25 protein-coding genes are annotated in these 24,431 nt (G+C 43.7%); 19 read left to right on the top strand and 6 right to left on the bottom strand.

Annotated features, from left to right (window positions below; genetic code table 11):
- Positions 1–30: 30 nt before the first annotated feature.
- Both ATL39_RS15670 and ATL39_RS15665 read left to right on the top strand, forming a co-directional pair.
- The gene (locus ATL39_RS15670) at positions 31–1,236 is read left to right on the top strand and encodes a NupC/NupG family nucleoside CNT transporter (RefSeq protein ID WP_120194310.1); all 1,206 of its coding nucleotides are present in this window, start codon (positions 31–33) and stop codon (positions 1,234–1,236) included.
- Between the two features lie 82 nt (positions 1,237–1,318).
- On the top strand, positions 1,319–1,528 hold the full coding sequence (locus ATL39_RS15665) for a DUF6501 family protein (RefSeq protein WP_120194309.1): 210 nt from the start codon (positions 1,319–1,321) through the stop codon (positions 1,526–1,528).
- A gap of 58 nt (positions 1,529–1,586) precedes the next feature.
- Here the strand turns inward: ATL39_RS15665 and ATL39_RS15660 are convergent, their stop codons facing one another.
- Together ATL39_RS15660 and ATL39_RS15655 are read right to left on the bottom strand one after the other, a co-directional pair.
- Positions 1,587–2,258, bottom strand: a complete 672-nt coding sequence (locus ATL39_RS15660) for a haloacid dehalogenase type II (protein WP_120194308.1) — start codon at positions 2,256–2,258, stop codon at positions 1,587–1,589.
- 48 nt (positions 2,259–2,306) lie between these two features.
- Positions 2,307–3,083, bottom strand: a complete 777-nt coding sequence (locus tag ATL39_RS15655; protein WP_120194307.1) for an alpha/beta hydrolase — start codon at positions 3,081–3,083, stop codon at positions 2,307–2,309.
- A gap of 134 nt (positions 3,084–3,217) precedes the next feature.
- Between ATL39_RS15655 and ATL39_RS15650 the strand changes: the two genes are divergently transcribed.
- The gene (locus ATL39_RS15650; protein WP_120194306.1) at positions 3,218–4,024 is read left to right on the top strand and encodes a S1C family serine protease; all 807 of its coding nucleotides are present in this window, start codon (positions 3,218–3,220) and stop codon (positions 4,022–4,024) included.
- Between the two features lie 66 nt (positions 4,025–4,090).
- Here ATL39_RS15650 and ATL39_RS15645 read toward each other — a convergent pair whose 3' ends face one another.
- Positions 4,091–5,704 (bottom strand): ABC-F family ATP-binding cassette domain-containing protein, encoded by a 1,614-nt coding sequence (locus ATL39_RS15645; RefSeq protein ID WP_120194305.1) that lies wholly within the window; start codon positions 5,702–5,704, stop codon positions 4,091–4,093.
- A gap of 269 nt (positions 5,705–5,973) precedes the next feature.
- Here ATL39_RS15645 and ATL39_RS15640 point away from each other — a divergent pair, with 269 nt between their 5' ends.
- Positions 5,974–6,789 carry a uroporphyrinogen-III synthase gene (locus ATL39_RS15640; protein WP_120194304.1) on the top strand — a complete coding sequence of 272 codons (816 nt, stop codon included), beginning with the start codon at positions 5,974–5,976 and terminating at the stop codon, positions 6,787–6,789.
- On the opposite strand, the gene ATL39_RS15635 is transcribed toward ATL39_RS15640, so the two are convergent.
- Positions 6,782–7,489 (bottom strand): metallophosphoesterase family protein, encoded by a 708-nt coding sequence (locus ATL39_RS15635; protein ID WP_170146968.1) that lies wholly within the window; start codon positions 7,487–7,489, stop codon positions 6,782–6,784. The two genes, ATL39_RS15640 and ATL39_RS15635, sit on opposite strands and share 8 nt — an antisense overlap.
- A 147-nt stretch (positions 7,490–7,636) precedes the next feature.
- On the opposite strand from ATL39_RS15635, the gene ATL39_RS15630 reads away from it, so the two are divergent.
- The 6 genes from ATL39_RS15630 (at position 7,637) to ATL39_RS15605 (ending at position 12,736) form a co-directional block, all read left to right on the top strand.
- Entirely contained in the window at positions 7,637–8,596 is a 960-nt protein-coding gene (locus ATL39_RS15630; protein WP_120194302.1) for a CorA family divalent cation transporter, read from the top strand.
- A gap of 51 nt (positions 8,597–8,647) precedes the next feature.
- The gene (locus ATL39_RS15625; RefSeq protein ID WP_120194301.1) at positions 8,648–9,634 is read left to right on the top strand and encodes an acyltransferase family protein; all 987 of its coding nucleotides are present in this window, start codon (positions 8,648–8,650) and stop codon (positions 9,632–9,634) included.
- Between the two features lie 24 nt (positions 9,635–9,658).
- Positions 9,659–10,537: a 5'-3' exonuclease gene (locus ATL39_RS15620; RefSeq protein WP_120194300.1), complete on the top strand. Its 879-nt coding sequence runs from the start codon at positions 9,659–9,661 to the stop codon at positions 10,535–10,537.
- A gap of 1 nt (position 10,538) precedes the next feature.
- Positions 10,539–11,414 (top strand): CvfB family protein, encoded by an 876-nt coding sequence (locus tag ATL39_RS15615; RefSeq protein ID WP_120194299.1) that lies wholly within the window; start codon positions 10,539–10,541, stop codon positions 11,412–11,414.
- 78 nt (positions 11,415–11,492) lie between these two features.
- Positions 11,493–12,413, top strand: a complete 921-nt coding sequence (locus ATL39_RS15610; RefSeq protein ID WP_120194298.1) for a cation diffusion facilitator family transporter — start codon at positions 11,493–11,495, stop codon at positions 12,411–12,413.
- 14 nt (positions 12,414–12,427) lie between these two features.
- Positions 12,428–12,736, top strand: a complete 309-nt coding sequence (locus ATL39_RS15605; protein ID WP_120194297.1) for an ArsR/SmtB family transcription factor — start codon at positions 12,428–12,430, stop codon at positions 12,734–12,736.
- Between the two features lie 105 nt (positions 12,737–12,841).
- On the opposite strand, the gene ATL39_RS15600 is transcribed toward ATL39_RS15605, so the two are convergent.
- A complete protein-coding gene (locus ATL39_RS15600; RefSeq protein WP_120194296.1) occupies positions 12,842–13,147 on the bottom strand; it encodes a hypothetical protein in 306 nt (101 codons plus the stop codon).
- A 320-nt stretch (positions 13,148–13,467) separates the two neighbouring features.
- Here ATL39_RS15600 and ATL39_RS15595 point away from each other — a divergent pair, with 320 nt between their 5' ends.
- The 8 genes from ATL39_RS15595 to ATL39_RS15565 all read left to right on the top strand — a co-directional run bounded on the left by ATL39_RS15595 (position 13,468) and on the right by ATL39_RS15565 (position 23,101).
- Complete coding sequence (locus ATL39_RS15595) at positions 13,468–14,961, top strand: BCCT family transporter (protein ID WP_120194295.1); 1,494 nt, start codon at positions 13,468–13,470, stop codon at positions 14,959–14,961.
- A gap of 264 nt (positions 14,962–15,225) precedes the next feature.
- Entirely contained in the window at positions 15,226–15,888 is a 663-nt protein-coding gene (locus ATL39_RS15590; RefSeq protein ID WP_120194294.1) for a FusB/FusC family EF-G-binding protein, read from the top strand.
- A 107-nt stretch (positions 15,889–15,995) separates the two neighbouring features.
- The gene (locus ATL39_RS17655; protein ID WP_281270902.1) at positions 15,996–16,127 is read left to right on the top strand and encodes a hypothetical protein; all 132 of its coding nucleotides are present in this window, start codon (positions 15,996–15,998) and stop codon (positions 16,125–16,127) included.
- Positions 16,128–16,264: 137 nt separating this feature from the next.
- Positions 16,265–17,830 (top strand): BCCT family transporter, encoded by a 1,566-nt coding sequence (locus ATL39_RS15585; protein ID WP_120194293.1) that lies wholly within the window; start codon positions 16,265–16,267, stop codon positions 17,828–17,830.
- Between the two features lie 228 nt (positions 17,831–18,058).
- A complete protein-coding gene (locus tag ATL39_RS15580) occupies positions 18,059–19,321 on the top strand; it encodes an L-lactate MFS transporter (RefSeq protein ID WP_120194292.1) in 1,263 nt (420 codons plus the stop codon).
- Positions 19,322–19,491: 170 nt separating this feature from the next.
- On the top strand, positions 19,492–20,940 hold the full coding sequence (locus tag ATL39_RS15575) for an NADP-dependent isocitrate dehydrogenase (protein ID WP_120194291.1): 1,449 nt from the start codon (positions 19,492–19,494) through the stop codon (positions 20,938–20,940).
- 131 nt (positions 20,941–21,071) lie between these two features.
- Positions 21,072–21,452, top strand: coding sequence for a VOC family protein (locus tag ATL39_RS15570; protein ID WP_120194290.1), 381 nt, complete (start codon positions 21,072–21,074; stop codon positions 21,450–21,452).
- A gap of 170 nt (positions 21,453–21,622) precedes the next feature.
- On the top strand, positions 21,623–23,101 hold the full coding sequence (locus ATL39_RS15565; RefSeq protein WP_211327001.1) for a protein adenylyltransferase SelO: 1,479 nt from the start codon (positions 21,623–21,625) through the stop codon (positions 23,099–23,101).
- Positions 23,102–23,229: 128 nt separating this feature from the next.
- Here ATL39_RS15565 and ATL39_RS15560 read toward each other — a convergent pair whose 3' ends face one another.
- Positions 23,230–23,553, bottom strand: a complete 324-nt coding sequence (locus tag ATL39_RS15560; protein ID WP_120194288.1) for a hypothetical protein — start codon at positions 23,551–23,553, stop codon at positions 23,230–23,232.
- Between the two features lie 225 nt (positions 23,554–23,778).
- Between ATL39_RS15560 and ATL39_RS15555 the strand changes: the two genes are divergently transcribed.
- The gene (locus ATL39_RS15555) at positions 23,779–24,276 is read left to right on the top strand and encodes a small multi-drug export protein (protein WP_120194287.1); all 498 of its coding nucleotides are present in this window, start codon (positions 23,779–23,781) and stop codon (positions 24,274–24,276) included.
- Positions 24,277–24,431: the final 155 nt, after the last annotated feature.

Genomic DNA, 24,431 nt, shown 5'->3' with positions numbered 1-24,431 from the left:
GTTTTCAAAAAAAGGAGTGAGTGGCGGCCAATGAACTTTTTATGGGGTTTAATGGGTATTGTTTTTATACTATTTTTAGCTTTTCTGCTTTCCACCGGAAAAAAATCAATAAAATTCCGGCCGATTTTAGGGGGACTTGCTTTTCAGGTGTTTTTTGCTTTTATTGTCCTGCAGTGGAATTTTGGTCGGGCGGTCCTGGAGCAGTTTACGGTAGGGGTTCAGGAAGTTATTAACAGTGCTAACGCAGGTGTACAGTTTTTGTTTGGTGATTTTATTCTCGAAGAAGCAATTTTTGCTTTCACAGTACTGCCGGTTATCATTTTTTTCAGCTCTCTTATCGGTATTTTATATTACTTAGGTGTTATGCAGTTTGTCATCAAAATTATTGGCGGCCTTCTTTCAAAGATTCTTGGCACAAGTAAAGCTGAGTCCATGTCAGCCGCCGCAAACATATTTGTCGGACAGACAGAAGCCCCATTGGTTGTTAAGCCTTACCTTCCGAGCATGACGCGCTCCGAGCTGTTTACCGTCATGACCGGGGGACTTGCCAGTGTTGCAGGTTCTGTGCTTTTCGGATATGCAGGTCTTGGAATTCCTTTAAACTATCTGCTTGCTGCAAGCTTCATGGCAGCACCGGCCGGTCTAATTATGGCAAAAATGATGATGCCGGAAACGAATGCGGAAAACACAACAGACGATATCGTTATCGGGAAAGACACCGAGTCCCAGAACGTTATTGATGCAGCAGCCCGTGGTGCTTCCACAGGGATGACGCTTGCGCTGAACGTTGCCGCGATGCTGATTGCATTTGTTGCCCTTATTGCATTAATTAACCTGCTGCTTGGCACCGTCGGTGGATTGTTTGGTGCCGGTGATCTTACACTCGAACTAATATTAGGTTATGTGTTTGCACCGGTTGCCTTTATGATTGGTGTTCCGTGGGAAGAAGCGATGCAGGCCGGAAGCTATATCGGTCAGAAACTGGCTATTAATGAATTTGTAGCCTATGCTTCTTTTGCACCGGAAATTGCCAACCTATCCGAGAAATCTGTCATTGTTATTACGTTCGCGCTTTGTGGATTTGCCAACTTATCTTCCATGGCTATTATTCTTGGCGGATTTGGTGCATTGGTACCGGAAAGACGCGGGGAAATTGCCCAGCTTGGTCTTCGTGCTGTAGCTGCAGGTGCACTGGCGTCTCTTCTCAGTGCTTCGATTGCAGGTATGTTCGTCTGATAACAACCGGCTTCCCTTTTAGGGGAGCTGGTTTTTTGTTATACTTTGATCAGTAAATACGAACGAAAAAAGGGGACGTTATATGATACATAAAACGTGGGAGACCGCAGAAACAGGCAGAAAAATTAAATGTATTCACGCAAATGCTGCGAAATATAAGGTAGACAGTGTACTGACTCCAGGGAGCGTATACGAAGTGAAAAATGAAACAGAGGAATTTTACTTTATTATTGACGATAGTAAAAAAATTGCCGGATTTAAAAAAGACTATTTTGAGCCGGTTTCCTCTTAAGCCATAGAAAAAGACGCGGATAGTATTTCCGCGTCTTTTTTCATATCTGCAGGATGTGTTATGCCCACTCTTTTAGGGGGTGGAGAGAGTCGTAAGTAACTTCCGGAGGTACATCAAGTTCTTCCTGCGGCTGGCCGCTGCGGTTAATCCAGGCGGTATGGAAACCAAAAGCCTGTGCTCCGCTGATATCCCAGCCATTGCTGGATAAAAATGCAATTTCCTGTCTTTTGCGTTCAGTATGATCTAGAATTAGCGTATAAGAGGCCGGAGAGGGCTTGTACTGCATAACTTCATCCACCGTCAGCACTAAGTCCAGATACTGGTCAATCTCTGCATAGCGCAGCAGCGGCAGCAGCATATCGTCGGAGCCGTTACTAAACACAACGAGCTGTTTGCCTTCATTTTTTAAGTGCTCGAGAATTTCACGGCTTTCCGGAAAGAGATCGAGCGTTTGATACGCCTGCATGAGCTGCTGTTCTTCAGGGGATGATAACTTTCTGCCGTGGGCTGCTGAAGCAAAACGAAGAGCATCCATCGTTACTTTGGAAAAAGGTTCATAGCGTCCCATAATCTGGCGCAGAAACGTATATTGGATCTGTTTTTCCCTCCATAATCGGCTGACGCTTTCTCCTTCTCCCGGGAAAAATACCTCGCAGGAGGAAGAGATAGACTGCACGTCAAATAGAGTGCCGTACACATCTAAGGCAATTGTTTGTATAGGTGAATTCATTTGGATGGACCGCTCCTTTCTTTTCTCTGTTCCCGCTTTTGTATACTTCTATTCATGGCCTTTCCCGGGCACCTGCTGTTCAAGGGTTGAAAGGCGGTTCATAAATGAAGCGGTATGGTCAATGATGATCTGCTTATCATAATCCATCGTAGCTACGTGATAGGAATTGGGTAAGGTGATGCTGGTTTTATCCTCGGAAAGGATGGATTGATAGATTTTAGTCGTATTTTCAGGAGGCACGACATGATCCACCGCTGATTTAAACAATAGGGCCGGAATGCTGATGGAGCTGAGCATCGGTTCTACCTCGCGGGTTAACCCGACCAGCTCCCTGATAGCATGTACGGGAAGGTGAAGGTAGGCTATTTCCTGCTGTGAGGTATCGTGGATATCAGGCTCTCCTTCTGCAATAAAAGAAGAAGTGCTGGCTTCTGCCATCTCTGCAAGACAGGGCACCTCCATCGCGGCATTAATAAGAATCATGCCGGCCGCCTTCTCTGCAGAAGAGGCTAAGTAAGACGCAAGGGTGCCGCCCATCGACTGCCCCATAATAAATATACGCTCATGCCTGGAAGCAAGCCATTCGTAGGCTTTCTCTACATCCCGCTTCCAATCGGCTGCAGTCACATGTTCCAAATCTGTGTAATGCGTTCCGTGCCCGCTTAAAAGAGGCGCATATACAGAATAGCCATGCTCAAATAGTGCGGCAGCAACTTCCTGAACGCTCTGCGGAGTGCCGGAAAATCCGTGGCAGAGCAGAACGGCGCTGCTTCCGGCCTGGTAATAAAAAGAGGCAGCGCCTGGAAGAACAGAATGCTGTTTCATGAGATAACGTCCTTTCTTAATTTGAGTATTCACATTAATTTACTAGGCTTTATTTTAGCCAGTTTTCCCTGTTTTGTCAATTGTCTGAAGAAGATGCTGGTGTTTAGACCCCAATACTTAGGAGAGAAGCGCTGATGACAAATAAGAAAAAAGACAGTATAGAAGAGCTCTACGATGAAAAATATGAGGAGCCGGAGCTTGAAGATTTTTTGGAAGAAGAAGCAGAGTCCCCTAAAAAAAGAAAAAAGAAAAAAGGAAAACGGGCAGGAGTTAGAATAGCTGCTATTGGTATTGCGATGCTGCTGGTGTTTCAATCAAGCTATCTCTTGTTTGATGGGTTTCGTCTTGATTCACTGCGGCTTCTGCATGAATCAAATACTATTTTTCAAAATGAAGAAGTGGAGAGCTGGAAAGACTCGATTGTAACCGTGCAGGGCCAGGCGGACGGGCAGGAAAAAAGAGGAACCGGCTTTGCTCTACAGGAAGATGGTTATCTCTTAACCAATCAGCACGTAGTTGAAGGGGTAGATCAAATTGGCGTGTACAGTGAAGATGGAGAATGGCGGGAAGCTTCACTCATTGCAGCAGATCCAGAAAAAGATCTGGCACTTCTCCAAATAGAGGAAGGGTCAATTCCGGGGCTTTCTATAAAAGAATCAGCTGCCGGAGGGGGAGAGGAAATTTATGTTATTGGAAATCCGCTGCGGCTGACCTGGATTGCAAGCAGGGGAGAAATTATAACTCCCGGGAGCGGGCCGGAAGAGCGGATGATTATTTCTGCTTCTGTGTTCAACGGCAGCAGCGGAAGTCCTGTTCTTAATGAAACAGGAGAAGTAGAAGGTATTGTATTTGCGAGAGGCACAGAAGAATCCGGAGAAGCGGTCGGTATTGCCGTTGAAGCGGAAACAATTAACGGATTTTTGGAAGAAAACGGATTGTGAACGTGTGTTTATTTCCTTTCATTAAAAAAGCGTCCCTTCATTAATGAAGGGACGCTTTTTCGTTTATTATTTGGAAGCTGTTTTTTTCTGGCTGTTCTGTTCTACGATATATTCATCGTAACTCATTTCTTTATCGATAAAGCCGTTATCCGTAAATTCAATAATACGGTTGGCGATCGTCTGGATAAATTCATGGTCATGGGAAGTAAACAAAATAGAACCGTCAAAATCTATTAATGCGTTGTTTAAAGAAGTGATGGACTCAAGGTCCAGGTGGTTGGTCGGCTCATCCATAATCAGCACGTTGGATTCCGCAAGCATCATCTTGGAAAGCATGCAGCGGACTTTTTCGCCGCCGGAAAGAACATTCGCTGTTTTGAATACTTCTTCGCCGGAGAAAAGCATACGGCCGAGAAAACCGCGGATAAAGGTTTCTGTCTGCTCGTTTGGTGAATACTGGCGCAGCCAGTCCACCAGGTTTAATTCTACGCCTTCGAAATAATCAGAGTTGTCGATAGGGAAATAAGAAGTAGAAGTAGTTAATCCCCACTTATACGTACCGCTGTCGGGCTCCATTTCACCTGCGAGAATTTTAAACAGGGTCGTCTTGCCAATTTCCTTGCTGCCAATAAAGGCTACCTTATCTTTACGGTTTAGACGGAAGCTTAAGTTGTCGATTACTTTTACGCCATCGATGGACTTTGTTAAATTTTCAACAACGAGCAGGTCATTTCCAAGCTCTCGTTCCGGCTTAAAGTTAACGTAAGGATAACGTCTGGAAGAAGGCTTAATGTCTTCTATATTAATTTTCTCGAGCGTTTTCTTACGAGAGGTGGCCTGCTTGGATTTCGATGCGTTCGCACTGAAGCGGGCAATGAAATCTTTAAGTTCTTTCACCTGTTCTTCTTTTTTTCGGTTTGAGTCTTTGGCCATACGCTGAGCAAGCTGACTGGATTCATACCAGAAATCGTAGTTACCAACGTAAAGCTCAATTTTTCCAAAATCCAGATCGGCAATGTGGGTACAAACCTTGTTCAGGAAGTGACGGTCGTGGGAAACGACCAGTACCGTATTTTCGAACTGGATAAGAAATTCTTCCAGCCACTGTTTAGCATGAACATCGAGGTGGTTGGTCGGCTCATCCATAAGGATAACGTCCGGGGAACCAAACAATACCTGGGCAAGGAGAACTTTTACCTTCTCAGAACCTGTCAGCTCACTCATATTCTTAAAGTGAAACTCATCGGGAAGTCCTAAGCCGCGCAGAAGCTGGCTCGCTTCTGTTTCAGCTTCATAGCCGTTCATTTCTGCAAATTCGCCTTCGAGTTCAGCCGCTTTCATGCCGTCTTCATCGGAGAAGTCCGGTTTCATGTAGATTTCGTCTTTTTCCTTCATAACCGCATAAAGGCGTTCATGTCCCATTATAACAACGTCCATTACCTGATAGTCTTCATATGCGAAGTGATCCTGTTTCAATACGGCAAGGCGCTGGCCTTTTTCCATATGAACATGACCGGACTGGGATTCAATTTCTCCGGATAGGATTTTGAGGAACGTGGATTTTCCGGCGCCGTTTGCTCCAATTAAGCCGTAACAGTTGCCGGGAGTGAATTTAATGTTTACATCTTCAAAGAGTTTCTTGTCACCATAACGCAGGCCAATATTTTGGCAAGTAATCATTTACATACATCCTTACATTTAGTTTTTATCTTTACTATGATAACACTTATTCACGAAAACTTCGATGCTTTGACGTAAATAAGGAAAAGACGTCTTTAACTAATTCATTATAGGGGAAGGAGGGGAAGAAAACAAGAAAATAAAAATAACCCGTTTATTATAATAATTTCACAAACCATAATAATAAAATATTGTTTGGCTGGTAAAATCGAAATCATGTACAATTTAGGGAAAAGAACCAGTTTAAATAGAAAAAAGGAGACTATTATATGGCAAAAGGCCTCGCAAACAAACATGTAGCTGTTGCGGCATCCAGAAAAACCGAAGAAATGATTGAAATTATCGAACGTCAGGGCGGCACAGCCGCGGTGAGATCGCTTCAGGGAACAGTGTTTCCCGCGGAAGATGCCTTAAAGCCTTCCATTGAAGAAATACTTTCTTCTAAACCCGACTGGTACATATTTACAACGGGCATCGGCGTCAAATCCCTGATGGGGGCAGCAGAGGAAATGGGACAAAAAGAAATGCTTACAGAGCATTTGAAGCAGGCAGAGGTGGCGGTCAGAGGATACAAAACGTTTAATGCCATGAAAGAGCTGGGCGTTATCCCCGCCGTCCGTGATGATGATGGCACAACAAGGGGCCTGATGAGGGAGCTTTCCGGAGAGGATTTAGAGCAGAAAAACGTAATGGTGCAGCTGCACGGAGTACGTTCCCCTGTGCTTTATGATTTTTTAAAGGAAAAAGGAGCAGCACACGTTCAGGAGGTGCTCCCATACCAGCACGTAGAACCGGAAAGTCAAACCGTTCAGCTTTTGTGTACAGAATTAAAAAATGGAACCTATCAGGCCGTCTGCTTTACGACGGCGATTCAGGTACATTCTCTGTTTCGGTTTGCAGAGAAATATCAATGCGCGGAGGATATCCGCGCTGTGTTTGCAGATCATACAACCGCCGTATCTGTTGGCAAAGTTACCACAGAAGCTCTGCATGAAGAAGGTATTGATAATGTTGTAGCGCCCGAGAACGAACGAATGGGGGCTATGATTGTCGCTTTGTCCAAGCATATGGAAGAGACTACTTGATTTTTTCAAACATGGTTTGATAAGCACCATCTTCATAAATCAGGGCATTAAGCTGTTTTTTAAACCCGGCCCCTCCATCTATTCCTATTTTGTCGGATTGAAACCATATTCCGGCATCTTCATGAAAGCGCAGCGTAGGAGTATGGCCGAAAATTACTTTTTTTCCATTTGTATTGAGAATATCTGAGTAATGGAAAGCTTCTCTGATCCATAAATAATCATGAGTGGACGTATCCTTCCAATCATCGCGGTCCGGATCGATTCCCGCATGCACAGCGATATGGTCGTCGGTTTCGTGATATATTGATAATTGCTGAATGAACTGATAGTGGCCGGGATATTCATTTTTAAAAAGAGAGGCCGCTTCCTCATAAGGGAGGGAGTGGCCTTTCTGCATGTAGCTTAAAAGCGTCTCCCTGCCTCCGTTATGCAGCCAAAGGCTTACGGCATCCTCTGCCTCCGGATGCTGCAAAGCTTCTATCATCATGCTTTCATGATTGCCCATTAAAAAATAAGTATGCATATCCGGATCGTTTTTCAGCTCCAGCAGCAGATCGATAACTTTTCTGGAATCAGGACCGCGATCCACGTAATCACCTAAAAAAATGAGAATATCATCGGAGGCCGGCTCAAGTTTTTTTAATAAGGCGGCTAAAGCTGAATACTGACCGTGAATATCGGAAATGAATAGATACCTCATTGATAGCACTTCCTTTTTTGTTTCATTTTTCCGTTCTCTGCGCATTTTAAACAATCAACGATATAAAGGGGAGAAAGCGCTGTCTGCCTGTTATAATTATAGGAAGCAGAATGATCCGGGCCGATAGAAGGGGGAACGTGAAACTATATGGACAAAAGGCATACCGTTATACTCGAGAGCAGCCAGTGGTCTTGGATGGAAATAGACCCCGATGTAAATGACACCGGAGAACTGTTTTCTTCTATTGAGAACTGGTGGAGCCGGGCACAGCAGGTAACGACAAATAACATAGAAATTATTTATAATCAGGAAATGAATGAGCCTGTTATAAATGGTATGCTTCATGACGTATCAGCCGCTGATGCAGATCAGCTGTTTTATTTTTCGGTTCGAAAAGAAGAGCTGGTAACAGCGGGTGCATGGAAAACATTTTTGGATAATAAACAAAAAAACTCGTTGATGTCTTCGATGCCCGCGGCTTCCAACGGATTTGAAGCTTTTCTCTGTATTATTCAGGAAATGCTGGGGGATTTATTAAAAGGGATTGATGACTATGAAGAAAAGATCAGCCACTTGGAAGAAAAAGCCCACGCCGTCAATAGTAAAGCGATTCTGTCTGATATTTTTGAACGGCGCGAAGAGCTCTTGTTTTTAAAGCTGGTAGCCATCCCCATCGAAGAAACCGTAGTAACGTTAAAGGAAGCTATGCTTGATGAACTGGTAAATACGACTATTTATAAACGGACAAACATACGGCTGGAGCGGGTAATGACTCTTCTTAATCATTATGATAACCAGATTGGCACGCTTCTTGATTTAAATATGAACTTATTTTCCTACCGTGCCAATGAAATTATTAATGCCCTGACCATTTTTACAGTGTTAACCACGCCTGTCGTGGTATTGGGAGCATTATGGGGGATGAATTTCGACTCCATGCCGGAATTGTCGATGCCTTTTGGTTATGCTTTTGCCTGGTTGATTATTCTTTTTTTCACGTTCTTTATTTATGTCTGGCTTCGCCGCAAAGGATGGCTGGGCAATAAAGCCAAACCATTAAAAACCTTTAAAAAAGAAAAGGGCCGCCAGGGAAATAAAAAATACTGACGTAATAGCAGCTTACCATCCGAAAGGTAAAATACTGTCGAGGTGATATAAGTGGCAGCACAAGAAGCTGGAGCCAGGGACTACTTTTTCGATAACGCTAAATTTCTTCTAATTGTGTTAGTTGTAATGGGCCATGCGGTTGTCCCGTATATAGGAGAGCACACCGGAGTCCGGACCCTCTACCTGATTATTTATTCTTTTCACATGCCGTTGTTTTTCTTGATTGCCGGGTATTTTGCCAAAAAAGCAATTGACCGCAGGCAGTTTTTAAAGCCTGTACAGACAATCCTTCTTCCTTATTTAATATTTCAGGGGATTTATGCCGTATACTACTATTTTATCGAAGACAGGGAGCTTGTTTATCCACTGCTTGAACCATTGTGGAGCCTGTGGTTTCTGCTCAGTCTATTTACTTTTTATGTGTTAATGGTATTTTTTAAATACAGCATCTACCTGCTGATTCCAGCTGTGCTGCTTGGTATGCTTGCCGGGGTGTGGGAGATAGCACCTGTGCTGAGCATATCAAGAACGCTTGTATTTTTCCCTTTCTTCCTGCTCGGGTATTTTATGAAAAAAAGCTCGATGAACCAGGTGAGAACGATAATAAATCCAAAAATAAGCATCATCGTATTTGCAGGAGCCGCCGTTCTTCTTTATCCGTTCGCAGACAATATCATGTTCGAATGGTTTTATGGCAGTGAATCCTATGCTGCTCTTGGTATTGGGGCAGGTGCAGGGATGGCGGTCCGGCTGGGGTTATATATAGTTACCATTATAGTAAGCCTTTGTTTTCTGGCACTCGTGCCGTCCCGGCCCACCGTGTTTTCTGCATTAGCGCTTAATACAATGTATGTATATCTGCTGCACGGTTTTCTGCTCCGCTATCTGCGGACAACAGATTTTTACACCGTTTTTAACGGAAACGTAGAAATAATGCTTTATATTGCAGCGGCTGTAGTTTATACGTTTGTTTTATCATCCAATACGGTTAAAAAGGTATTCTGGCCGGTTATAGAACCTAAACGTTTATGGTCATAATAGCCAAAGATAGGAGAATAAATAATGGAACAAAAAAAAGTACTTCTTGTAGACGGGATGGCTCTTCTTTTCAGAGGGTATTTTGCTACAGCAGTGCATGGTAATTATATGTACAATAAAGAAGGCATTCCAACCAATGGCGTTCATGGTTTTACCAAACATATGCTCAAAGCGGTAGAGTCATTTACTCCTACTCATGTAGTATGCTGCTGGGATCTGGGAAGCCGGACGTTCCGGACGGAGCTGTATCCGGCATATAAAGGAAACCGGTCTGCACCCGAAGAGCAGATGGTGCCGCAGTTTGCCATGGCGAGGGAAATAACAGATGGATTTGGCATTCCAAGTATTGATGCAGTAAACTATGAAGCGGATGACTGCCTGGGGACGCTTGCCTGTGCTTACGCAGAAGAAGCCGAAGTGTATATTCTTACCGGCGATCAGGACATGCTTCAGCTTGCCAACCAGAAAATTCAGATCGCCATTATGAAAAAAGGGCAGGGGAATTATCAACTATATAATGAAGATACAGTAAAAGAATTGAAAGGCTGTCACCCGGACCAGCTAATCGATATTAAAGCACTGATGGGTGATACAAGCGACAATTACCCGGGTGTCAAAGGAATCGGAGAAAAAACGGCGTTAAAACTAATTCAGGAATACCAGACAATTGAAGGGGTGCTTGACAATCTGGCACATCTTCCGGCAGGCCAGCGCAGGAAAATTGAAGCAGAGCTGGAGATGCTTCATTTATCAAGAACGCTGGCAGCGATCCGCTGTGATGCGCCGGTGTCACTTCCGCTTGAACAAGCAGCCTGGCAGGCGGATGAGAAAACAGCCGGAGACACACTCACCCGGCTTGGATTAAACATATCAATAGAACAACTAATGATGGGAAGTAGATAAAATGAGAGAATTAGGGTCTGTGCAGTTTTGTGATGTAATTGGAGAAGAAAACCAGGGATTTGTGCTGGAAAGAGGAAAAGATCAATTTTTTATGCCGTATGTGGATGCAGAGGAAGATACAGAAGTAGGAGAAGAAGCCGAAGTGTTTCTTTATCAAAATAAAGAAGGAAGTTATCTGGCGACGAGCTACCTGCCACAGGTCACGGTGTCGTCCTATGGATGGAGCACTGTTGCGGACGTGATCCCAAAATTAGGTGTTTTTGTTCACATCGGCCTGAAGAAAGATATGCTCGTTTCTAAAGACAATCTTCCTGTCCTGCAGGAAGTCTGGCCAAAGCGCGGAGATAAGCTGTTTGTGAAACTTCATCAGGATCCGAGAGGCCGCCTGTTTGCCGTCCCGGCGGATGAAGACATAATAATGGATTCTTCTGAAGAAGCGCCGGAAGATATTCAAAACCAATCAGTTAAAGGCCACGTCTACCGTGCTTCCAAAGTGGGGTCGTTTTTATGGACTGAAGAGAGATATCGTGCTTTTCTTCATCACAGCGAAAGCGAGCGTGAGCTCCGGCTTGGTGAAAAAGCCGAATGCCGGGTGATCGGCCTGAAAGAGGATGGCACAATCAACGTCAGCCTCCGCCCTATGAAAGTAGAAGGGATGGACCGCGACGCAGAAGCGATTCTTATTTATTTAACCAGGAATGGCGGAGAAATGCCTTTTACTGATAAAAGCGGACCGGAAGATATCTACGATACGTTCGGAATAAGCAAGGCGGCATTTAAAAGAGCGGTTGGAAGGCTTTTAAAAAAGCAGCTGATCGTACAAACACCGGGACAGTCGATCCGGTTTAATACAGAAAAAGAAAACTCTGCTGAATAAGCGGAGTTTTTTGTTTACATAGAAAAAAACGATGGTACAATATGAGTATATAAGCATATAGATAAGGTGGTTTTAATTATGGGGGCACATCATCATGGCCATTCCCACAGTCATTCTCACGGAACCAATGTAAACAAAAAAAGTCTTATTCTAGCCCTTATTGTGATAGGGGGCTGGATGGTCGTAGAGCTAATAGGAGGATTATGGACAGGCAGTCTCGCTCTGCTCGCTGATGCGGGCCACATGTTCAGTGACTTTTTTAATTTATTTATCAGCCTGGCAGCTATGATCGCGGCTGGAAGAGCTGTATCTAAAAGAAAAACATTTGGAAATCACCGCTATGAAATATTGGCGGCACTGTTTAATGGAGCGGCTCTGCTCGTTATTGCTGTGTTCATCGTTTCAGAGGCCGTGCAGCGGGCAGGAACAACGCAGGAGATTATGGGCGGGCCGATGATTATCATTGCGGTGGTTGGTTTGATTGCCAATATTCTCTGTTTATATATATTATCCGGAGGGGAAATAAAAGAAAATTTGAACATGAAAGGTGCTTTCTTGCATGTTATAGGAGATACTCTTGGATCAGTTGGAGCTATTATTGCAGGGCTGAGCATTTATTTTTTTAACTGGTATGCGATGGACCTGATTCTAAGTGCAGGCATCGCTGTATTGATCGGTATTGCCGGCTGGAATCTGTGTAAAGAAAGCATTCATATTCTGGTAGAAGGAGCTCCAGCCCACGTAGACTGCGATGAGGTAAAGGCAGAGCTTGAAAAAATTAACGGAGTGCTTGCTGTCCATGACATGCACGTCTGGACTATCACCTCCGGCCTGTACAGCTTTACCTGCCACATCGTCGTGGAAGAACATTTTCGTTTAAAAGGCCAGGATGTGCTCGTTGAAGCAAACCGATGGATTTATGATAACCTGGGTATTGAACACAGCACGATTCAGATTGAATACGAAGATCTCAGGCATCTGGAACATTCCACCGTATAGAAAGGAGCTTTTCAATGAAAAAAGACTCGCATCAGCTGCTTACAGAGCAGCATGCCCAGGATACGTATCATTTATTTAAAGCACTGGCTGATCCAACTCGTATAAAAATTATGCATCTTCTTGCTGAAGAAGAATGCTCCGTTAATCATATTGCTGATATTCTGCAGATGAATCAGTCAGCGGTCTCCCATCAGCTTCGGACGCTGCGGCAGATGAAGCTAGTAAAATACAGGCGCAGCGGCAATCATCTGTACTACAGCTGCGATGACAGCCATGTTATTGAACTGCTGAATCAGGCACTCAGCCATAGTGAACATACGTAATGCCGGTAAAATATAAACTTAACAGCCCTGTATGCCTTATTAAAAGGATACAGGGCTGTTTTTAACATGAAAGCTGTCCTTATAAAAAGCTAAATTCTAAACGGATTACTTTCCTGTGTTCATATACTCGGATACAACGACAGATAAGTCTTCATTTCCAAACAGGCTCAGAACGTTTAACAGGGTGGAGTCAGCAATAGGTTCTGATTCTTCTTTAGGCACCGTTAAAGCAATCCCATCCCGAAGAGCGGCATTTTCAGCCTGAAGGGGATAAGCTTTTTTATAAAGGGCTGATGGATCAAGCTCATTGTTAATACACCATTGGGCAAATACAAGAATCATCATTCGTTCATCCTGCTGATATTGTTCAATAACCCGTTTTTCTACTTCGTTATACTTTTCTTCACTCATAAACTGGCACTCCTTTTTTAGTCCTATTCAGTATATCGTAAAAAAACTGCAGTTCAAATAAGAACAGCTGTAAAGCGTTAAAAACAAAGGCGGTAGACGCATGTTTCGTTCGATTAGTATTTATCTGCTGGAGGTAGAAAAGTAGTTCATTCAGGAAGAAATTAAGGTAAGTGGCAATCTTTATTAATTCCTCTGCTAATGTATGGTAAAATAACTTACTGGAACAGCAGGACATGGCATTTTGTTTGAATCTGACAGGAAAGGGTATATGAAGCAGGCTGTACATAGCAAAAAAAAAATTGAACATATGAGGTGAAGAAGTGAAGAATGCAACGTTAGTATTTTGGTTTGCGATCTCAATCTGCCTCATTATGGTAGTTTGGGGAAGTATTGCGCCGACACAGCTGGAGACTGTCACGACTACAATGACCACTACATTCTCTACTGCATTCGGCTGGTATTATCTTATTATTGTCGTGTTAATGCTCGTATTCTGTGTATATCTAATATTTTCCAGAATCGGACGTATCCGGTTAGGAAAGGATAATGAAAAACCGGAATTTGGTTTACTCAGCTGGTTTGCTATGCTGTTTTCCGCCGGTATGGGAATGGGACTTGTATTCTGGACAACTTCCGAGCCGATCTCCCACGCTTTTATCAATACACCGGGCGCTGAGATTGGATCCAATCAGGCAATAGAAGAAGCGCTGCAGTACTCTTTTTTTCATTGGGGTATTCATGCCTGGGCGGTTTACGGCGTTGTGGCGCTAGTGCTTGCCTACTTTAAGTTTCACAAAGGATATCCAGGACTGGTAAGTGCTACGCTGGAGCCGTTGTTTGGCGAAAAGGCAATGCGCGGCCTGCCCGGCACGCTTATTGATACACTCGCTGTATTTGCAACGGTTGTAGGTGTCGCCTCCACGCTTGGGTTCGGTTCTGCACAGATGAATGAAGGTATCTCCTTTTTGTTTGGAACACCGAACACCTTTGCTATGCAGATGGTAATTCTAACGGTAGCAACGGCATTATTTATTTTATCTGCCTGGACAGGAATCAGTAAAGGTATTAAGTATTTAAGTAATTTTAATATGATTTTAGCTTTTATACTCCTGCTGATGCTTCTTATTGTAGGGCCGACTTTATACATTTTTAATATGTTTACGAACACGATGGGTGGATATATTTCCAACTTCTTTGATATGAGCTTTCATTTAGAGCCATTAAACGAAGATAACCGTTCGTGGATTAATGCCTGGACGATTTTCTACTGGGCATGGTGGATTTCCTGGTCACCTTTTGTAGGCATTTTTATTGCCCGTATTTCAAGAGGGCGTACAATCAAAGAATTTATGCTCGGTGTCCTGTTCGTTCCAGCGATTGTCTGCTTTATTTTCTTCGCTGTTTTTGGAGTTTCAGCTATTAATTTAGAACAGCTGGGAATCGCTACGATATCGGATTATTCGCTTGAAACGGCCACATTTGCCGTTTTACAGGAATACCCGCTCGGCTTTTTAATGTCGATAATTACTATTGTAGTTATTGCTGTTTTCTTTATCACCTCTGCGGATTCAGCTACCTTTGTACTGGGGATGCTGACGGTAGGAGGCTCTATTAATCCTCCCAACACGGTAAAAGTAATGTGGGGGCTTACTATGTCTGCAGTAGCAGCTGTAGTAGTTTACTTCGGAGGGACGCAGGGGCTGCAGAATATACTCATTATTGCTGCGCTGCCTTTCTCGGTCGTCATATTATTAATGGGGGTTTCTTTTTATAAAACGGTACGAAAAGATCCATCTCTTCCAAAAAGAAGATAAAGCAGCAGGTAAAACCATAAAGGGCACTTCCCGGGAAAAGGGAGTGCTTTTTATTGTGTAATACGTTGGCGGCGTTTCCAGATAAGCAGTGCAGCGGGGCGGCGCGGACTTCAAATTAGTATACATGCTGCATCTACTTTTAAAACGTTCTTCAAGTAATGAATAAAATATCGTACAATAAGGAAACAGCAAAATCAGGGAGGGTCTTTTCAGTTGTTTCTCTCCTATTCAGCCGGCCGGACTATGACGTAAAGGAGGGATTGAGTGACTGAATCAAATAAAGTAAAGATCGAGCCTTTTCTGCGCAATGATCAATACAACTTTCTAAAGCGGCAGGTCAAAATTATCTTACAGGCGCATGCAGCCACACAGGACCAGGGGGTGCTGGATGCCACACGTATTAGTGCCGTTGAGAAAGTACTGGAACTGCTTCCGCCTCTAACGGACGAGCAGAAACAGTTTGTTTTAAATGCAGCGGCGATAAGTGAATCTCTTCATGCAGAACGCTATTTATTTGAAGGCAGGGAATATGTTATACCATTTCCCGAGCTGTCAGACAGCGACATTCGTGCCCTGTTTCCTAAAGCAAAGAAAATAAACATACCTGAACTGAAAAAAGCAGATGCAAAGCGAATGACCTACATGAGCTGGAATGACATCCGTTCAGAACGAAAATATATTATATTTCCGCACCGGCGGGGAATGACCGGCTGGAGTGGTTCATTTAAACCAATGGCTCGTAAAGGAATATGCGCAGTGTGTCATGGGCACACCAATATCGGCCTGTTTATGGCAGTTGTTAAAAGCGGAAGGGAAACGTATACGAGCAGGGGAAATTATATCTGCCAATCCAGTGAAACGTGTAATGATACGATCAGCTCGCTGCAGCATATTAACGATTTTATAGAAACATTAAATAAATTTTGATATGCACTAAAAAAATTCCAGGAATCAGATGCTTAAAAGCAAGTATATGTTAAAATAAACGTGCTGTTAGTTATTATCGATGTATAATAAATGGCATGCAGAGCTCCATGTCACTGCCGGCACTTATTGCGGCCGTCAACTGCATGTCTCTGCTTTTCTTTTCTATCATCGTCAGCCGGCCGAGCAGAAGCATGGCAGCGGTCGTTTATTCTTTACGTACGCGGGATAACCTGATTTAATAAAGTTTTAAAGCAGGGAAAAGAGGGGAAGGTTTATTAATCAGCATTGTGGCTATAAATGGTACTTATCCCAGTAGAATACTTTCCTTCGTTTATAGGCATTTTCTGGTTCTAACTATAGTAAAGGGGGAAAAGAAATGGATAAGAAAGAACAAAAGTGGCGCTTTAACAGTGTGTTTTGGATCTCATTTATTATTGTACTGGCGTTTGCCATCTGGGGATTCCTGGCACCAGATCAGCTTGCATCACAGGCTACGGTTACATATAATTTCATTTCCAACACGTTCGGATGGTTTTATCTTGTCTTTGTATTATTTTTGATTATATTTAATTTTTATTTAGCATTTAGTAAATACGGTAAAATTCGATTGGGCGGGGACGACGTCAGGCCCAAGTATTCGCTGTTTACATGGATTGCTATGCTGTTCAGCTGTGGATTCGGTGTAAGTATTGTATTCTGGGGTGTGGCAGAGCCGATGACTCACTTCGGCACGGTTCCTCCCGGCACCGATGCAGAACCACGTTCGGCTGACGCAGCCAGAGAAGCTATGTGGAACACCTTTTTTAATAACGGTATTCACCAGTGGGCTGCTTTTACCTTTGTCGGTTTATCTATTTCCTATTTTCTCTACCGTCAAAAAGAAAGAAGCCTTATCAGCGACACGATGAACTCCGTAATTGGCGAAACCGGGAAAAAACCGCTTCGTAATACGGTCGATATTATTGCTGTTATCGCAACGGTCCTTGGTGTGGCTACCACACTCGGTCTGAGCGTTCTCCAGATCAGCGGCGGACTAAACAACGTATTCGATATTCCAGCCGGAACGACGACGCAGATACTAATTGTCGTAGCCATGTTTGTATTTTTTATGGTATCGACGGTTTCCGGGCTCGACCGGGGTATTAAATACCTGAGTAACGTCAACCTCGGTTTAGCTTTAATTTTAATGGTATCGGTATTGTTAATTGGGCCGACTGGCTTCATATTAAATACAATTACTACAGGAGTCGGAGACTATATCCAGAATTTCTTCCAGGCAAGTCTTCGTCTTGATCATTACAATGAAGGAACCTGGGTACAGGACTGGCCGGTTTACTACTGGGCCTGGGTAATTGCCTGGTCACCATTTGTTGGTATGTTTGTCGCCCGTGTATCCAAAGGACGCACGGTACGCGAATTCGTATTTGGCGTAATGGTAGCACCTCCGGCAATTGGTATTCTCTGGATCGGAATTTTTGGCGGAACAGCCATAAATATGGATTTATTCCAGGGGACGGACATTACTACAGCGGTGGAAAATGACGTAACGAACGCATTATTCGCCATGCTGGAAAACCTGCCTCTCGGCACGGTTTTATCTGTTCTTTCCATCGGCTTATTATTTACCTTCCTTGTAACATCTGCTGACTCAGCCACATTTGTTCTTGGAATGATGACATCTAAAGGAGATACCAACCCTTCTATCGTCTTAAAAGTAGTATGGGGTACGCTGATTGCAGCGGTGGCAACTATACTAATTATAAGTGCCGGTCTGGAAGGTCTGCAGACTGCTTCTCTTATCGGGGCACTGCCATTCTCGATTGTGCTTCTGGTCGCAAGTATTGCCCTCCTGAAATCGATCAGGCTGGATTACAAAGAAACCAGGCTTCGGGAAGAAGAAGAAAAACAGGAAAAGCTCCGCCAGGAAATGAAAAACTGGTAGCTTTGAAATAGTAAAACATCCCTCCCGGCCGGGAGGGATGTTTTGTCTATTTAAAAGATAGAAATTAAGGATGCGAAGAATGTTCTACAATAAAGCAGTGTTAAATATATAGAATATTCAAAATTATTTTATTTTTCCTATTTGTTTGATTTATGTAAGCGGTTAATTGTACTATAAACATATGTTATTTTTTGCATCTATTATACAACACGAAGGGAAGTCAGAAGAATGCAGACTAATAAAAACAGATGGCTTATCGCTTTATCAGCAATTGCAATTCATCTTTCCATAGGCGCTGCCTACGCATACAGCGTTTATACGAACCCTATTAGAGATACGATGGGATGGTCGACAACTGAAATAACACTAGCCTTTACATTAATGATGGCATTGGCCGGTATTGCGGCTGCTTTTTTCGGGCCTTTTGTAGAAAAAAACGGCCCGAGGCGGTCCGCGATGCTCGCTGCTGTATTATTTGGAGCCGGCCAGGCGGGCGCCGGTCTTTCCGTTGCTGTTGACCAGCCGGTTATGTTTATTCTCACATACGGCCTGATGAGCGGTCTTGGAATGGGTATAGGCTACATTGCTCCTGTATCTACTTTGATCAAATGGTTTCCCGACCGCAGAGGAATGGCTACCGGGATGGCTGTTATGGGTTTTGGTGCCGGAGCGCTTATTACAGCTCCTGTAGCAGCAAGCCTTATGAATTCGGTAGGCGTGCAGATGACATTTTATATTCTGGGTATCAGCTACTTTGTTCTAATGATGGCAGGTGCTTCCTATATTGCGCCGCCGCCGAAGGACTGGATGCCTGCACAGATGAAAAAAGATATTGCTACCGGTAAAAAGGTAGTCAAGCGCGACCTGGAGCAGCTCAGTGCCAGAGAAGCCGTTAAAACGAGGCGCTTTTGGATGCTCTGGACAATGATGCTGATTAATACAACCGCGGGTATTATGATTATTTCCGTTGCTTCTCCAATGTCCCAGGAAGTGGTTGGGCTGTCTGCAGCCGCAGCGGCAACGATGGTCGGAATTATGGGCATATTTAACGGCGGAGGCAGGCTCGTATGGGCCGCTGCATCCGATTACCTGGGCAGGCCGAACGTATTTTTGATCTTCTTTGTTCTTCAGGTAACCGCGTTTATCCTGTTTCCAAACATAACAAATATTCTTTTGTTCCAAGCATTCATTTTCTTAGTAGTCAGCTGTTATGGCGGAGGATTTTCCAATCTTCCTGCCTTTATCGGCGATTTATTTGGAACAAAACAGCTTGGTCAGATTCATGGCTACCTTCTGACAACCTGGTCTATGGGAGGTATCCTCGGGCCGCAGATTGTCAATCAGATTAGAGAACAGTCCGGAAGCTATATTCCAGTATTTTATCTTTTTGCCGGGCTGATGGTTTTAGCTCTTGTAATGGCAGTTCTCATACAGCTGGATATTAAAAAAGTAGCCAGCCGTGCAAAAAAGCAGCAGGAGGAAATTGCATAGAAGCTTCAGCAGAAAAGAATTCCCTGCATGTAAATGCCGGGGATTCTTTTTTACCGTTTTCCGCTTCGTTTAACATTAATAAACTTGTGTTTGGATTGCCTGTATGTAGTGAATAGGATTATAAGATAAATGTATAGAATAGTTGGAAAATTTGCACATGGGAGGCTTTTATGAAAAAAACACCAATTACTGTAGCCCGGGGTGATGGAATCGGTCCGGAGATCATGGATGCTGTGCTTCACATTCTTGAAAAGGCAGAAGCTGCTGTGGAACCGGAGTTTATTGAAATTGGAAAAGATGCCTATTTGGAAGGCTGGTCTACCGGAGTACCCGACAGTGCCTGGGAATCCCTGCTTCGCACGAAAGTATTTTTAAAAGCACCCATTACGACACCGCAGGGCGGAGGGTACAAAAGCTTGAATGTAACGATTCGTTCTTCATTAGGTTTATATGCCAACATCCGGCCGACCTTATCATATGCGCCGCACGTTAAAACAAATCATCCCGATATGGATCTGGTCATTATTCGGGAAAATGAAGAGGATTTATATACGGGCATTGAGTACCAGCAGACGCCGGAAGTAGTTCAAAGCTTGAAAATAATTACCCGGCCCGGATCCGAGAGGCTGATCCGCCATGCATTCGAGTATGCCAAAGAGCACAACCGAAGCAAAGTGACCTGTGTAACGAAAGATAATATAATGAAGCGGACCGATGGCTTGTTTCACCAAGTGTTTAATGAAATAGCCGAAGAATACAAAGATATGGAAACCGATCATTGGATTGTTGATATCGGGCTTGCAAAAATTGCCGATTCACCGGAGCAGTTTGATGTAGTGGTTATGCCTAATTTATACGGGGATATCGGGTCTGATATTGCCTCTCAAATTTCAGGAAGCGTTGGATTAGGCGGCTCTGCAAATATTGGCGATGAAAATGCAATGTTTGAAGCAATTCACGGCAGCGCACCCGATATTGCAGGACAGGGAATTGCAAATCCCTCAGGTCTTCTGCACGGTGCGATTCAAATGCTTGTCCATATTAATCAGCCGGAAACCGCTTCTCTTATCCATAACGCCTGGTTTAAGACATTGGAAGACGGTGTTTATACCGGGGATATTGCAAAAGGCTCCGCCTCTGTAAGTACACTCGAATTCGCGGAAGCTGTGGTGGAGCGTCTTGGCCAAAAGCCGGATACATTCGAACCAATGGTGTATGAAACCGGCAGCCGCAAGAAAGCAAACACGTCGACTGTTGCGTTAAATGCGGAAGAAAGAGCTTCTTCTGTGGAAAGGCGTCTGGAAGGAACAGATGTATTTTTGTTTGAAAACAGGCGTTCTGTAGATCAAATCGCAGAAATTCTGGAAAAGTTGACCGGTGAATTAAGGCTGACCGTTATTACAAACCGGGGAGCAAATGTTTATCCTAAAGGAGCAGCGGAAATATTTACTACAGATCATTGGAGGTGCCGCTTTATGCCGGGAGCAGATCAAACAGCTTCACATGAAGGCATACAGGAGCTGCTGGAAAAAATTAAAGAAGCCGGCCTGGAATGGATCCAGGTAGAAAATTTATACAGTTTTGACGGGGAGCCGGGTTACTCTGAAGCAAAAAAATAAATGTATTCATGTAAAAAAGAAAGCCTGGCCCGGCTTTCTTTTTTTATGCACGGGTACTAAAACAAAACCTAAGGCGATAAAGCGTGCTATACTTACGATATACATAGTTAACATGTAAAAGGAGCGTGACCATGAAAATAGAACATGCAGCTGTATGGGTAAAAGATCTGGAAATAATGAGGGATTTTTATGAAACATACTTTGGAGGAGCGGCTAACGATAAGTATGAGAATCATCAAAAACAATTTGAATCCTATTTTTTGAAGTTTGATGAAGGAGCACGCCTGGAGCTGATGAGAAAAACCGGTATCGGTGAACGTCCAAAAGAAAACAGCATTGGATGGGCTCATGTTGCCTTTTCACTTGGATCAAAACAGGCCGTTGACGCTATTACCGCAAAACTCGGTAAAGACGGGTATGCTGTCGTAAGCGGTCCACGGACGACGGGGGACGGTTATTACGAAAGTGTTGTCGAAGATCCTGAAAAAAACCTTCTCGAACTCACAGAGTAAAAAGCATTCAAATAGTATAAACTAAACAGTCTACAGGGGTTCCGCTGAAAAGCGGAACCTCTTTTTATGATCTCTTTATGCACCGTATTGATTTAAAGTGGGAAGGCAGAGGCGTATAATAGAAATAAATATAACTAATCCGCCATCATGCAGTGATACAAATAGAAAGGATGAATCCTATGCAGGAATATAAAAATAAAACAGGATGGAAGCTGGAACATAGTTATGCAGAGCTTCCGTCTTTATTTCATACTACTTTTAAAGTAAATGAAGTGCCTTCTCCGAGGCTGGTTATTTTAAATGAAAAGCTGGCTGTTTCACTCGGCCTGGATATAAATGCTTTAAAAGAAGAGGAAGGAGTTGCTGTTCTGGCTGGAAACAAAGTGCCGGAAGGGGGATCTCCACTGGCGCAGGCCTATGCCGGACATCAGTTTGGAAACTTTACCATGCTTGGAGACGGGCGTGCCTTATTGTACGGCGAACAAATAACGCCGGATGGAAAAAGAGTGGACATTCAGCTGAAAGGCTCAGGAAAGACGAAATATTCAAGGGGCGGCGATGGACGCGCTGCGCTTGGACCGATGCTTCGTGAGTTTATTATCAGTGAAGCGATGCACGGATTGGGAATCGAAACGACAAGAAGCCTCGCCGTTACTACGACAGGAGAAAGAGTCCTGCGTGAAGGGGTATTAACGGGTTCTGTGATGACGCGTACTGCTTCTAGTCATATACGGGTCGGTACATTCGAGTATGCCGCACGCTGGGGAACAAAAGAAGAACTTCAGGCGCTGGCAGATTATACTATTGAGCGCCATTATCCGGAGTTAAACGATACCGGGGATAAGTACCTTTCCTTTCTGCAGAAAGTTATCAAACGGCAGGCAGCATTAATTGCCAAGTGGCAGCTTGCTGGCTTTATTCACGGCGTCATGAACACGGATAACATGAGCATCAGCGGGGAAACAATCGATTACGGGCCCTGCGCATTTATGGATTCGTATGATCCGAAAACCGTATTCAGTTCTATTGATATGCAGGGGCGGTACAGCTACCAGAACCAGCCCGCGGCCGGAGGATGGAATCTGGCCCGTTTTGCAGAAGCGCTGCTTCCGCTGCTTGACGACGATCAAAAGAAAGCAGTGGAAACCGCGCAGGAAGAAATTTCCCGCTATATTGTTTTATTTCAGCAGGAATGGATGAATGGTATGAGAGCAAAGCTGGGCTTAAGCAATGAAGAGACAGAAGACGAGAAGCTTGCTCAGGAGCTGCTGGAGCTTATGCAGGTTCATCATGCCGATTTTACAAATACGTTTCGTGCTCTTACGCTTGAGCAGTTCGAAGGAATGGAATTATTTACAGCTCCTACTTTTAAAGAATGGCATCAGCGCTGGCAGGAAAGACTCGACCGCCAGGAAGACTCTAAAGAAAGTGTTCAACAGCGTATGAAAACAAATAACCCTGCGGTTATTCCCCGTAACCATAGAGTAGAAGAAGCATTAACGGCAGCTGAAAAACAAGGAGACTATTCAGTAATGGGAAAACTGCTGCATGTTCTTTCCGATCCATATGTATATTCCGAGGCACAGGAAGCGTATAAAGAGCCGGGAAAAGAAGATTCACAGCCGTACCGTACGTACTGCGGCACGTAATAAAGGAATGACCGCTGAATATAACCTCGTATTCCTATATAAAGGGATACGAGGTTATTCGTTTATTTCTTTATTTTCCTGGCGAAAAGTGCGAATAGAAACGATACATGTGGCGGCAGGTTCTTTAACTACATAATAAATAAAGCACTGACAAGAAAAATAAGTAAAATACCGATACCGCCGCCTGCAGCAATAAGCGATTTCTGTAAAGGCGTGTCGTTTTTTTTCGTTTCAACCGTTGTTAAGGTGCCGGGAGCACGGGATCCAAAAAGACCCGGACGGGGAACCTGGTTTTTCATTAATGCTTTAATAATAAGCGGCAGACACAACAGAACGCTTAATGCGAGCAGAATCAGCAATGCGGATTCATTGGAAAAATAGGAAGCGGCGGAAAAGAAGATAATAAGCGAAATAGCAATGCCGCCGATACTTCCGTACAGCAGATACTTCATTAACATTCTCCTAACGTAAGTGAAATCTCCCCGGCGTTATAACATCCTCCATGCCGGAAACAGCTATAAAGGCGGGTGTAGTCATAATATAACGTATTCGGTGGAAAAAAAGATACACAATATATAATTTCAATTACCATAATTAATACAAAATAAATTAGTAGTAAAATCAATTTGTCAAAAGTGTTACCCTTATTATATTACGGAAAAAGTTAGGGGACTGTCATGGGGATTATTGAATTACTTGGTATGTATCTTCTTATCTTTATATTATCAGCCGTCCCATTTTTCGAAGCATACGGGGTCATACCTATTGCTGTTATTGCGGGCATTCCTGCTGTACCTGCTTTTCTTATTGGATGGATTGGAAACGTTATAACTGTTCTGCTTCTGCTTGTTTTTATCACAAGGGTGCAGGAGTGGGTCGCAGCACGCAGAAAAAAGAAACACACAGATAAAGAAGTAGGGAAAAGATCCCAGCGCGCACAGCGATTATGGGAAAAGTACGGCCTGCCTGGTTTATCGATAATCGGACCGCTGTTTGTCGGAAGCCATCTGACGGCATTTATGGGAATGTCACTTGGAGGCTCAAAGAAGAAGATTTTCTACTGGGTTTCTGCAAGTATTGCCCTTTGGAGTATTGTTTTTTCCATTTTAGCTTATGCAGGAATCGGCCTGCTCGGCCAGGGGGAAGAAACGTATATTGAGCGCTTCTTTGAATAGCATATAGGGAAAAAGACTAGTACATCAACTAGTCTTTTTGCTTATTTTATGAAAAGCAGGGGAGGGCAGAAGAAAATATTGGAATAAAGAGTGCTTTTGATTCTTTTTCATGTTAATATTTTCACATAGCACGATGGTCTTTGTGTAGGAAGCAT

Origin of the sequence: Sinobaca qinghaiensis (assembly GCF_003610495.1) — a bacterium.
Classification (GTDB): domain Bacteria; phylum Bacillota; class Bacilli; order Bacillales; family Marinococcaceae; genus Sinobaca; species Sinobaca qinghaiensis.
Note: the sequence above shows the minus strand (reverse complement) of the source record. Positions and strands in the feature narration are given on the sequence as shown.

Coding starts and splice junctions, on each gene's coding strand:
- ATL39_RS15670 (WP_120194310.1), top strand. CDS start 31: ATGAACTTTTTATGGGGTTTAATGGGTATTGTTTTTATACTATTTTTA.
- ATL39_RS15665 (WP_120194309.1), top strand. CDS start 1,319: ATGATACATAAAACGTGGGAGACCGCAGAAACAGGCAGAAAAATTAAA.
- ATL39_RS15660 (WP_120194308.1), bottom strand. CDS start 2,258: ATGAATTCACCTATACAAACAATTGCCTTAGATGTGTACGGCACTCTA.
- ATL39_RS15655 (WP_120194307.1), bottom strand. CDS start 3,083: ATGAAACAGCATTCTGTTCTTCCAGGCGCTGCCTCTTTTTATTACCAG.
- ATL39_RS15650 (WP_120194306.1), top strand. CDS start 3,218: ATGACAAATAAGAAAAAAGACAGTATAGAAGAGCTCTACGATGAAAAA.
- ATL39_RS15645 (WP_120194305.1), bottom strand. CDS start 5,704: ATGATTACTTGCCAAAATATTGGCCTGCGTTATGGTGACAAGAAACTC.
- ATL39_RS15640 (WP_120194304.1), top strand. CDS start 5,974: ATGGCAAAAGGCCTCGCAAACAAACATGTAGCTGTTGCGGCATCCAGA.
- ATL39_RS15635 (WP_170146968.1), bottom strand. CDS start 7,489: ATGAGGTATCTATTCATTTCCGATATTCACGGTCAGTATTCAGCTTTA.
- ATL39_RS15630 (WP_120194302.1), top strand. CDS start 7,637: ATGGACAAAAGGCATACCGTTATACTCGAGAGCAGCCAGTGGTCTTGG.
- ATL39_RS15620 (WP_120194300.1), top strand. CDS start 9,659: ATGGAACAAAAAAAAGTACTTCTTGTAGACGGGATGGCTCTTCTTTTC.
- ATL39_RS15615 (WP_120194299.1), top strand. CDS start 10,539: ATGAGAGAATTAGGGTCTGTGCAGTTTTGTGATGTAATTGGAGAAGAA.
- ATL39_RS15610 (WP_120194298.1), top strand. CDS start 11,493: ATGGGGGCACATCATCATGGCCATTCCCACAGTCATTCTCACGGAACC.
- ATL39_RS15605 (WP_120194297.1), top strand. CDS start 12,428: ATGAAAAAAGACTCGCATCAGCTGCTTACAGAGCAGCATGCCCAGGAT.
- ATL39_RS15600 (WP_120194296.1), bottom strand. CDS start 13,147: ATGAGTGAAGAAAAGTATAACGAAGTAGAAAAACGGGTTATTGAACAA.
- ATL39_RS17655 (WP_281270902.1), top strand. CDS start 15,996: ATGTCACTGCCGGCACTTATTGCGGCCGTCAACTGCATGTCTCTGCTT.
- ATL39_RS15585 (WP_120194293.1), top strand. CDS start 16,265: ATGGATAAGAAAGAACAAAAGTGGCGCTTTAACAGTGTGTTTTGGATC.
- ATL39_RS15580 (WP_120194292.1), top strand. CDS start 18,059: ATGCAGACTAATAAAAACAGATGGCTTATCGCTTTATCAGCAATTGCA.
- ATL39_RS15575 (WP_120194291.1), top strand. CDS start 19,492: ATGAAAAAAACACCAATTACTGTAGCCCGGGGTGATGGAATCGGTCCG.
- ATL39_RS15570 (WP_120194290.1), top strand. CDS start 21,072: ATGAAAATAGAACATGCAGCTGTATGGGTAAAAGATCTGGAAATAATG.
- ATL39_RS15565 (WP_211327001.1), top strand. CDS start 21,623: ATGAATCCTATGCAGGAATATAAAAATAAAACAGGATGGAAGCTGGAA.
- ATL39_RS15560 (WP_120194288.1), bottom strand. CDS start 23,553: ATGAAGTATCTGCTGTACGGAAGTATCGGCGGCATTGCTATTTCGCTT.
- ATL39_RS15555 (WP_120194287.1), top strand. CDS start 23,779: ATGGGGATTATTGAATTACTTGGTATGTATCTTCTTATCTTTATATTA.